Origin of the sequence: Schinkia azotoformans LMG 9581 (genome assembly GCF_000307855.1) — a bacterium.
GTDB lineage: Bacteria > Bacillota > Bacilli > Bacillales > Bacillaceae_J > Schinkia > Schinkia azotoformans.
In genome coordinates, this window is sequence record NZ_AJLR01000160.1 from 1 (window position 1) to 10,174 (window position 10,174).

Sequence of the window (10,174 nt, forward strand, 5' to 3'; positions counted from 1 at the left end):
CTGAGCTACTGTGGAATATTGTTTAGCGACATTTTTTAATATATCAAACAATCTTAATTATGTCAACTCTTTTTAAAATACTTTTGAAACTATGAATAACGACTGCTAAAATAATATAACATTTTAAAGAGCAAAACTCAATAATTATTTTACTTGTATCTTTTTGAATAGATAGGTAAGATATGCCATGAAGGGAAGTGTGTCTATAAAAATGAATATATTTAAGCAATTAGGAAAAAGCATCTATTCTCCTAAAGATGTTGCGCTCTTTCGATTTCAAGGAATAGGTAAGACAATTGGCTATGTGTTTCTATTAATGTTCATTTCCACTTTAATAACAAGTATTTCACTTGGGATGGACTTTCTTAATTGGGCCTCCATTACAAATACAAAGATCATCAATGACCTACCAAATTTTGAACTTAAAAATGGCATCCTAACATCGGAAATTAAATCTCCAATTATAAAGGAAGACATCGAAAGCGGCTTTACCTTTATTTTTGATACAACTGGTGAGGTATCTGCGAGCGATGTTTCAAAACATTCCAATGCAATTGGTTTATTAAAGAAAGAAGCGATACTGGTAAATGAGACAGATTCACAGCGCCTGCCCTATTCTTCATTTGGAAACATAACATTAAACAAAGATACGGTAGTAGGTTTTACAGATAAGTTGGATTCGATTGTTTTAGTCATTCTCCCAATTTTATTTATATTCATTTATTTATTCCAGTCTAGTCTAAAATTTATTGGCGTCTCGTTCCTAGCTTTAATCGGAATAATGGTTGCAAAACAAATGAACAGAAAGCTCCGCTACCAAAATCTATGGATTCTATCTGCCTATGCGGTAACAATACCAACTCTCTTTTTTGCCATTACCGATGCGTTAAAAATTACGATCCCTTTTGCATTTTTACTATACTGGGCAACCGCGATCATTGTTTTATATTTAATTATTAAAGAAATCCCGAAAGCAAAAGCCCCAAGTAATGAAGAACAGCTGCCTGAATAGGTAGCTCTTTTTTTGCCAAAATTATATAACATATCAAACATATTCTACTTTTAAAAAGGAGCAACCATATTGACAAATCGGAAAAAGAAAAAAGGGAAGCAGATCGCTGTAAAAGATATAAAGGTAAAAGAATCAATAAAATTACTAGATTCACCGAAAATTTCCGTATAAAACTATCATATTTTCAAAAGACAAGCATAAAGTGTAGTAAAACGATTAAGACGGTGAATATTATGAGAAAATTACTTCTTACTTTGCTTGTTTTGTTTATTACCTATGTAATCTATTATGATTTAAGTGCCGGTGTCTTAAGTAAACCAACCTCCATCGTTTTACTACAAAATAAAGAAAGTAAACAAAGTGAAAACGCAACAGCAAAAGAATTAACAGTAGAAAAAGCGAACGAACAGGAACAAAAGAGTGTTAACACTGGAAAAGAAGAAGAGTTATATTACCAAGAGGTAAAAGTAGCTGCCGGACAAACTGTACTATCCATCGTTGAACAAATTCAAGACGGACCACTACCCGTTTCCATTTCACAGTTAATAACTGACTTTCAGCTATTAAATCCTAAGACAGAACCGGAAATGATCCAAATTGGAAAGGTTTATAAATTTCCAGTTTATACAGATAAAGAATAATGCTCCTCTCCATCAATAAAAAAGTTGTCATTTTTTTGAATACATTGATACAATAGATGGGTATACCATTATGAAGGAGCGTTTTTCGCATGAGTGAAATAACACATCGTACAAAAACCCGCCCAATTAAAGTTGGTAATTTAACGATTGGCGGTAATAATGAAGTTGTTATTCAAAGTATGACTACAACCAAAACACACGATGTTGATGCAACGGTTGCACAAATAAATCGATTGGAAGAGGCCGGCTGTCAAATTGTTCGTGTTGCCTGCCCAGACGAGAAAGCAGCAAACGCAATTGCTGAAATAAAAAAACGAATAAATATCCCACTTGTCGTAGACATACACTTTGATTATCGCCTAGCTTTAAAAGCAATTGAAGGCGGCGCAGATAAAATCAGAATCAATCCCGGTAATATTGGCAAACGTGAAAAAGTGGAAGCTGTCGTTAAAGCTGCTAAGGAAAAAGGCGTACCGATCCGTATCGGTGTTAATGCCGGTTCTTTAGAAAAACGAATTTTGGATAAATACGGCTATCCTACAGCAGATGGTATGGTTGAAAGTGCACTACACCATATTAAAATTCTTGAAGACCTTGATTTTCACAACATTATCGTGTCACTAAAAGCATCTGATGTAAATCTTGCCATTGAGGCCTATGAAAAAGCAGCAAAAGCCTTTGATTATCCTTTGCATTTAGGTATTACCGAATCTGGAACACTTTTTGCGGGTACTGTAAAAAGTGCAGCTGGCTTGGGTGCCATTTTAAGCAAAGGAATCGGAAACACAATTCGAATTTCCCTAAGTGCTGATCCTGTAGAGGAAGTAAAGGTAGCAAGAGAACTTCTTAAAACATTTGGCCTGGCTGCCAATGCAGCGACGCTTATTTCCTGCCCAACTTGTGGCCGGATCGAAATTGATTTAATCAGTATTGCGAATGAAATTGAAGAATATATTTCAAAAATCAAGGCACCAATAAAAGTAGCAGTGCTTGGATGTGCGGTTAACGGGCCGGGTGAAGCACGTGAGGCTGATATTGGTATTGCCGGTGCACGTGGTGAAGGATTATTATTCCGCCACGGAGAAATTATTCGTAAAGTACCGGAAGACAAACTTATTGAGGAATTAAAGAAGGAAGTCGATCAATTAGCCGAAGAGCACTTCCAAAAACAAAATTGATAAGAAAAGCAGAAGCGCTAGACAATTTATGAAGAAGGAGCTTACCCAAATTGGTAGCTCCTTTTTCATGTCTTTTAATGATAATTATTTAATAAAAGAATGGTGCAATAAATAATCCGATGATTAACGATACAACACCAATCCCCATCGCCCAATTACCTAATCCATTTGCTCCTCTTCGGCGTGCAATAAATCCAACGATGATCCCTGCAGCACCAAATAGTACTGGGGAATAGAATAGGGATAATATTGACAATGCTAAAGCAATTGCCCCCATTACTCTTCCGCCAGTTCCCTCCTCCGTTGGTCTATCAAAGGTACGCGGTCTGTCCGTATCATCGGCCCTTCCTAAATAACCTAAACCAGGTGCAACCTCAGCCGCCGTTTCTTCAGAAAAATCCGCATCTGTTGTTGCCCAGTCGTTTCGGTCCCTTAAGTCATAATCCTCAGAGTTATTTTTTTCAGCTTGTGTGATATCTGCAAAGTTGTTCTCATAATTCTCATACGATATCCCTTGGGAATCGTCTATTGAAGCCTTATTATTCTTATTTTTTTCACTAAAGTTTTGTTCTGCCACCTTGGATCCCTCACTTTCATTAATTGAGGAGCATTAATAGTATGGTCCGATTATGGCCGAATCATTAATGTCAATCTTTATCAATAATGGCTAGAACACCTTAGTTGTTAATTCATACTATGTTATTAATGGCACAATCAAAGGTGGGGAAGTTCAAAATGAATCCATTTGTTCAGCAGTTTATTAATCAAAAATTAAAAACGATCACTGTCGATGAATTATTAAAGCATGCCAAAAATTATAATATTAATTTATCCCAAGCAGAAGCGGCCAAAATCATTACTATCCTTAAAGCAGAAAAAAACATTAGTATTGATAACGATGAACAGCATCGCAATATCATTAAAAAAATCGGTAAAGAGGTCAATGTAAATTTAGCTAAAAAAGCAAATGAACTTTTAAGACAATTTAAAAAGTAAAGAAGAGGCTGTTTTATATCCAGCCTCTTCTTTATTATTTATTGATTCATAATTTTTTCTAATAAGCTCTGATCAAATGTCTGTTCCTTTAACATCGCGATTTCAAAGCGATATGGTGGTTTTTGGTTCTTTTTATCTTCTCCAACGTACGGAGTTTCCAGGATTTTAGGGATTTGTTCAAGCTGTGGGTGATGGATGACATAATTTAAGGCATCAAAGCCAATTTTCCCAAATCCGATGTTTTCATGCCGGTCCTTACGCGCCCCTCGTTCATTTTTGCTATCATTAATATGAAGTACTTTCATTCGATCAATACCGACGATCCGATCAAATTCTTCTAATACTCCATCAAAGTCATGGACAATGTCATACCCTGCATCATGTGTATGACATGTGTCGAAGCATACAGACAGCTTCTCATTATGTGTAACACCTTCAATAATTTCGGCAAGTTCTTCAAAGGAACGTCCACATTCAGAGCCTTTTCCTGCCATTGTCTCAAGGGCGATTTGAACAGTTTGCTCTTTCGTCAACACTTCATTTAGACCTTCAATAATCTTTTGAATTCCTTTTTCAGCGCCCGCACCTACATGTGCTCCCGGATGTAAGACAATTTGTTTTGCCCCAATGGCTGCTGTACGCTCAATTTCTGATCGAAGAAATCTCACTCCAAGCTCAAATGTTGCAGGGTTTTCAGTATTACCAATGTTGATAATGTACGGTGCATGAACAACAATTTCTTCAATCCCATTTTGTTTCATGTGTGCAAGGCCTGCTTCTATGTTTAATTCTTCTATCGGCTTTCTTCGTGTATTTTGTGGTGCACCTGTATACACCATAAACGTATTTGCTCCATAGGAAACGGCTTCCTCACTAGCTCCTAAAAGCATCTTTTTCCCATTCATTGAAACATGTGAACCTATTTTTAACATAATTCAATTCTTCTCCCTTTATTTTTTATTACGAATTTTTCTTTTTTCTTTCTTAATAAATTTTTCAATTTCCTGCTGTCTTTTCTTTTTATAGCCTGGCTTTACTGTTTTAGGTTTTCTTATTGTTTTATGAGCAAGCTTTTCCGGTTCGGCCTGTGGAGCGTTATTTTTTCTTTCTTTTCTTTTATCCCTAGCGCCTAAATCGACCCATTCGTGATCGCGTAAATCCACATGCTTAAACTCAATGCCCATTTTCTCGAGCCTGTTTAGAGCATCCTGGTCCCTTAATTCATAAATAGAAGCTGCTATGCCAGAATAGCCGGCTCTTGCTGTTCGCCCAACACGATGAATGTAGAAATCTAAATCTGAAGGCAACTCATAATTAATAACATGACTTACACCCTCGATATCTATACCCCTTGCGGCTAAATCCGTAGCCACAATATATTGATACTCCAAGTCCTTAATTTGCTTCATCATTTTTTTCCGCTCTCTAGGGGTTAAATCACCATGGATGCGTCCAACCTTTAGGCCTTTTTCGATTAAACCATCTGCCACCTCATCTGCCATTTTTTTTGTATTTGTAAAAATAAGGGCTAAATAAGGATTAAATTGATTAGCTATTTCATAAATGACATCCAGTTTATTTCGATGACGCAACGGAATTAATAAATGTTCTATTTTTTCAGCGGCAATTTGTTTTGGGGCCACATGTGTGAATGTTGGATTTTCTAAATACTTTTTTAAAAATGGTTTTAGCTTTTCGGGAATCGTGGCTGAAAAAACGAGTATTTGTAAATCTTGCCCCATTTTCCCGGCAATTTGGTCTACATCATTAATAAAACCCATATCCAGCATGAGATCTGCCTCATCGACAACAAGCCTATTTGTTGTGTGAACAAATAGGGCTTGTTCCTTTACAAGATCGTTAATACGGCCTGGTGTCCCCACAACAATATGTGGCTGAGTCTTTAATTTTTCAATCGTACGCAGCTTGTCCGTACCACCAATAAATAGTTTCGATGTAATAATTTCTTCTTCAGAACAGAATTTGGTAAGTTTGTTTAGTTCCTCATAAATTTGCGTAGCCAACTCTCTTGTCGGGGCTGTAATCACCGCTTGAACCTGTTCTTTTTTCGGGTTAATACTATCGACTACTGGCAGTAAATATGCATGTGTTTTTCCCGTTCCTGTTTGCGATTGCCCGATTGCACTGTCCCCTTTTTTAATTGTCGGTATTATTCTTTCTTGAATTTCAGTTGGTTCTTGGAAGCCAATACTTTTTAGAGCCTCTAAAAGGAACGGTTTTAAATCAAACCTTTTAAATGAATTTTCCATTGTATATCTCCTAAATTCTATAAATTTCATGTCGTCTTACTAGTATAAAATAAACTGCAAAAAATAGCTAACTAACTCTATTAGGTAAACACCCATTCTTTCATATGACTAACACCTTGGTCAAAAAACAGCATATTTTAACAATGAGACATATATTGCGGTTTAACTATGAAAGGAGGAATAAAATGCACCCTTTTCGACCAGGCAATTTTCCAATGCAACGCCCCATGATGCCACCAATCTCACGATTTCCAATGCAGCAGATGCAGCAGGGAATGCAGCAATCAAGGGGACTTGGCGGCTTACTATCAAGGCTTTTAGGAAAAGGAAATGCACCAGCTAATTTCGGGGGCTTTCCTGGCGGTGGCGCCTTCCCAGGTGGTGGCACGTTCCTTAGAGGCGGTGGTTTCCCAGGTGGATTGGGCCAGGGTTTTAACCCTGGAATTGGCGGACAGCTTATGAATGGTGGTGGTTCAGGTTTATCAGGACTCATGGGAAATTTTTCTTCAGGTGGAATTTCTGGAATGTTAAATAACGTACAGAGGGTTATGGGGCTGGCCCAACAAGTTGGACCAATGATCCAACAATATGGACCTTTTATTAAGAACATGCCTGCCATGTTCAAAATGATGAGAGCACTAAATAACTCCGATGAGTCAACTGAAACAGAAGATAGTACTTCTACAGAAGATAGTCCTATTGCAGAAGATGGTACTACTGCAGAAGATTTTGTTAATGAAGGTTCGACAGGAAATAAAAAAAGATCGCAAGCAATAATAGAGAAAGAAGTACCCGATTTCGACAACATTAAGGTGGAACCGGTTGAAAAAGTTAAACTCTCAAAACCAAAGCTGTATATCTAGGAGTTTCCTTTGTAATTCCTCCTCTTCTATCATATAATTGTAACGGGAGGAGGGGTCAAGGATGGAAGTCTTAAAAATCGCACCAAGAGGTTATTGTCATGGCGTAGTTGACGCGATGGTAATTGCCCAAAATGCTGCTCTTGATAAAAGTTTACCAAGACCTATTTATATATTAGGAATGATTGTTCATAATCAACATGTTACAGAAGCGTTTGAGAAAGAAGATATTAAAACTTTAGATATAAAAGGGAAAACTCGTAAAGAACTTCTAGATGAAATAACGGAAGGAACCGTTATCTTCACCGCACATGGTACTTCTCCGGAAGTCATCCAAATTGCCAGAGACCGTGGCTTAACTGTACTGGATGCTACTTGCCCTGATGTTACTAGAACACACGACCTGATTCGCAGTTCAAAAGATAAAGGATACCAAGTCATATATATCGGTAAAAAAGGACACCCAGAACCAGAGGGCGCCGTTGGTGTTGCTCCTGATATCGTACATTTGATTGAAAACGAGGATGATATTGAAAAGCTTGAAATTGACTGTGACAAGATTGTCGTTACAAATCAAACAACTATGAGTCAATGGGATGTTGCCGATGTTATGAAAAAGGTAAAAGAGAAGTATCCACATGCCGAGATTCATAATGAGATCTGTATGGCTACCCAAATGCGCCAAGAAGCAGTTGCAGAACAAGCGCATGATGCGGATCTTACGATCGTTGTTGGGGACCCAAGAAGCAATAACTCAAACCGATTAGCTCAAGTATCAGAAGAGATAGCAGGTACCACCGCCTATCGAGTTGCAGATGTTACAGAAATCGATGTTAATTGGTTAAAAAATATTAATAAGGTTGCTGTTACTGCTGGTGCTTCAACACCGACACCAATTACTAAAGAGGTTATTGCGTTTTTAGAGCAATTTGACCCTAATGACGAATCTACATGGAACGTTGAACGTAGAGTAACAGTTGATAAAATTTTACCAAAGATTAAACGATAAGAACGCATTTCTTTGAAATTAATAAAACGGGCTGGATATTGCGACGGAACTTGATTGGACAACGTTCATAATCATGAATACTTGCAAACCAAAGTCTCTAGGCGTTAAAACACGAATGTAGTCTCACTTCCCGAAATACCCAGATGTTCATTCGTGTTAGCCTAGAGACTTTAGATTTTATTCGAAATTTTGTTTGTCCAATCAGTTATTAGGAGCGATATTCAGCCTGTTTTATTTACGCACAAACTTTGTTTTTTTACATAAATTGAAACGGATCAGTATGGACCTGTGATGTAATGACTGTAGTGTCATATTTCTTTTCAGTTATAAATGATTGTAGATACTTTTGCACTCCTTGCTTCATGACCTTCTCAACATTATGCCCTGGATCAACCATATTAAGCCCTTCCATCATGGCATCATGGGCAACATGATAATATATATCACCAGTTACAAAAACATCGGCTCCTTTAAATTTAGCCTTGGGCCAAAACTTGCCGCCATCTCCGCCTAAAACTGCGACCTTTCGAACGATTGAACCCAGATCACCAACTACTCGCACGCCGGAAACATCCAAGGAAGATTTAACATGTTCTGCAAATTCCTTTAATGTCATTTCTTTTTTCAGCACCCCGATACGACCCAACCCAAGTGTTGGTCCTTTGTTTTCTAACGGATAAATATCATAAGCAGGCTCCTCATATGGGTGAGCCTTTAACATAGCGTTAATGACTTTATTTTGAATTGATCCCGGAAAAATAGTTTCAATTTTCACCTCCGCTACATGCTCCAGCTTTCCTTGCTCACCAATAAATGGATTTGCCCCATCATTGGGCAGAAAAGTACCTGTACCCGCTGAATTAAATGTGCAATGACTATAGTTGCCAATATATCCCGCCCCGGCACTACCTAAGACGTTTCTCATTTTTTCAGCATGATCTTCCGGTACATAGACTGCCAACTTTTTTAAACTATCCTCAAATGTCGGAACTAATACTTCTGTATCTTCAAGCTCAAGGGCTACAGTTAAAAGATCATTTACACCGCCAATTGCAACATCTAGATTAGTATGGGCGGCATAAACCGTAATATCATTTTTTAAGCACTTTCCAACTATCCGCCCAGAAGGATTATCGGTAATCACTGTTTTTAATGGATTGTAGATCACAGGGTGATGAGCTATGATTAAATCCACTTGCTTAACTATGGCTTCATCAACAACATCCTCTAGTACATCAAGTGTGATCATAATTTTTTTGATTGGCTTTTGCAAGGTTCCTATTTGTAATCCAATTTTGTCACCATCCATTGCCAATGATTTTGGTGCCAGTTTTTCAAATACTTGAATGACTTCCTGTCCGTTAGGAAATCTCATCGTTCAATACCTCCTCAACCATTTGTATCTTATTCATTAGATCTTTTCTTTTTTCGACGGTATCTTCGTTTTGAGCTTTTTGATCGATTTGCCTGATAATCTTTTTCCATTTTAAAAGCTCATGCTTCCACTTTTTCTGGAATGCTTCATTTTTTTCTTTCTTTAAAAATGGACCAAGCAATAAGTCAGCCTCCCTCTCCTCGTTACTATAGGGTGCGTGCGGGTTACCTTTTTCAGCAACTAATATTTCATAGATCTTCTGATCTTCTTCTAAAATATGCTCCTTTATTAACTCCCAGCCATTTTCTATAAGCCAAAGCCTAATGCTTTTTGCTCCAATATTCGGCTGTAAAATCAGGCGTTCTTTTCCATTTAATTTGTCTTTACCCGCTTCTAAAATTTCACTGATTAAGGGACCACCCATACCAGCGATAGTGATAACATTTATCTCATCTTTTTCAATTACTTCTAAGCCATTTCCTTTTCTAACCTTTATACGGTCATTCAAATTTAATTTTTCGACCTGATTTTTAGCTGATTGAAAAGGTCCCTCATTTACTTCACCTGCAACGGCATAACTAATTAGACCCTGAAGCGCTGCAAAACAAGGAAGATAGGCGTGATCTGAGCCAATGTCAGCTATTTTTGAACCGATGGGGATTTCAAGAGCAACTGCTCTTAGTCTATCCGATAACGCTAGTTCGTTCACAATAATCACCAAAAACCTTTCAATATTTTCCTAAATCATATCATAAATTAGAAAAGCGCAAGCGCCTTGCTCATCACCGTACAAATTGGAGGGTCTTCGGTCTCGAGATAAAGGAAACTTGAAT

The 10,174-nt window shown here is 37.5% G+C and carries 11 protein-coding genes; 6 read left to right on the plus strand and 5 right to left on the minus strand.

Annotated elements, in window-relative coordinates; genetic code table 11:
* The first annotated feature begins 211 nt into the window (after positions 1-211).
* From BAZO_RS20790 to ispG, 3 genes are all read left to right on the plus strand, one after another.
* The gene (locus tag BAZO_RS20790; RefSeq protein ID WP_003333472.1) at positions 212-1,012 is read left to right on the plus strand and encodes a DUF1189 domain-containing protein; all 801 of its coding nucleotides are present in this window, start codon (positions 212-214) and stop codon (positions 1,010-1,012) included.
* Between the two features lie 233 nt (positions 1,013-1,245).
* The gene (locus tag BAZO_RS20795) at positions 1,246-1,653 is read left to right on the plus strand and encodes a hypothetical protein (protein ID WP_003333473.1); all 408 of its coding nucleotides are present in this window, start codon (positions 1,246-1,248) and stop codon (positions 1,651-1,653) included.
* An 89-nt stretch (positions 1,654-1,742) separates the two neighbouring features.
* Positions 1,743-2,831 carry a flavodoxin-dependent (E)-4-hydroxy-3-methylbut-2-enyl-diphosphate synthase gene (ispG, locus tag BAZO_RS20800; protein WP_003333474.1) on the plus strand — a complete coding sequence of 363 codons (1,089 nt, stop codon included), beginning with the start codon at positions 1,743-1,745 and terminating at the stop codon, positions 2,829-2,831.
* Between the two features lie 88 nt (positions 2,832-2,919).
* On the opposite strand, the gene BAZO_RS20805 is transcribed toward ispG, so the two are convergent.
* Positions 2,920-3,306 carry a DUF4190 domain-containing protein gene (locus BAZO_RS20805; RefSeq protein ID WP_039957883.1) on the minus strand — a complete coding sequence of 129 codons (387 nt, stop codon included), beginning with the start codon at positions 3,304-3,306 and terminating at the stop codon, positions 2,920-2,922.
* A 260-nt stretch (positions 3,307-3,566) separates the two neighbouring features.
* Between BAZO_RS20805 and BAZO_RS20810 the strand changes: the two genes are divergently transcribed.
* Positions 3,567-3,827, plus strand: a complete 261-nt coding sequence (locus tag BAZO_RS20810; protein ID WP_003333476.1) for a DUF2624 family protein — start codon at positions 3,567-3,569, stop codon at positions 3,825-3,827.
* 38 nt (positions 3,828-3,865) lie between these two features.
* Here the strand turns inward: BAZO_RS20810 and BAZO_RS20815 are convergent, their stop codons facing one another.
* The gene (locus BAZO_RS20815; protein ID WP_003333477.1) at positions 3,866-4,759 is read right to left on the minus strand and encodes a deoxyribonuclease IV; all 894 of its coding nucleotides are present in this window, start codon (positions 4,757-4,759) and stop codon (positions 3,866-3,868) included.
* Between the two features lie 18 nt (positions 4,760-4,777).
* The gene (locus BAZO_RS20820) at positions 4,778-6,097 is read right to left on the minus strand and encodes a DEAD/DEAH box helicase (RefSeq protein WP_003333478.1); all 1,320 of its coding nucleotides are present in this window, start codon (positions 6,095-6,097) and stop codon (positions 4,778-4,780) included.
* Positions 6,098-6,282: 185 nt separating this feature from the next.
* On the opposite strand from BAZO_RS20820, the gene vrrA reads away from it, so the two are divergent.
* Both vrrA and BAZO_RS20830 read left to right on the plus strand, forming a co-directional pair.
* The gene (gene vrrA, locus BAZO_RS21385; RefSeq protein ID WP_003333479.1) at positions 6,283-6,960 is read left to right on the plus strand and encodes a VrrA/YqfQ family protein; all 678 of its coding nucleotides are present in this window, start codon (positions 6,283-6,285) and stop codon (positions 6,958-6,960) included.
* 61 nt (positions 6,961-7,021) lie between these two features.
* On the plus strand, positions 7,022-7,966 hold the full coding sequence (locus BAZO_RS20830) for a 4-hydroxy-3-methylbut-2-enyl diphosphate reductase (RefSeq protein WP_003333480.1): 945 nt from the start codon (positions 7,022-7,024) through the stop codon (positions 7,964-7,966).
* Between the two features lie 256 nt (positions 7,967-8,222).
* On the opposite strand, the gene BAZO_RS20835 is transcribed toward BAZO_RS20830, so the two are convergent.
* The gene (locus tag BAZO_RS20835) at positions 8,223-9,341 is read right to left on the minus strand and encodes a Nif3-like dinuclear metal center hexameric protein (protein WP_003333482.1); all 1,119 of its coding nucleotides are present in this window, start codon (positions 9,339-9,341) and stop codon (positions 8,223-8,225) included.
* On the minus strand, positions 9,328-10,050 hold the full coding sequence (locus tag BAZO_RS20840) for a tRNA (adenine(22)-N(1))-methyltransferase (protein ID WP_003333483.1): 723 nt from the start codon (positions 10,048-10,050) through the stop codon (positions 9,328-9,330). The genes BAZO_RS20835 and BAZO_RS20840 overlap by 14 nt, the downstream gene beginning before the upstream one ends.
* Positions 10,051-10,174 lie beyond the last annotated feature (124 nt).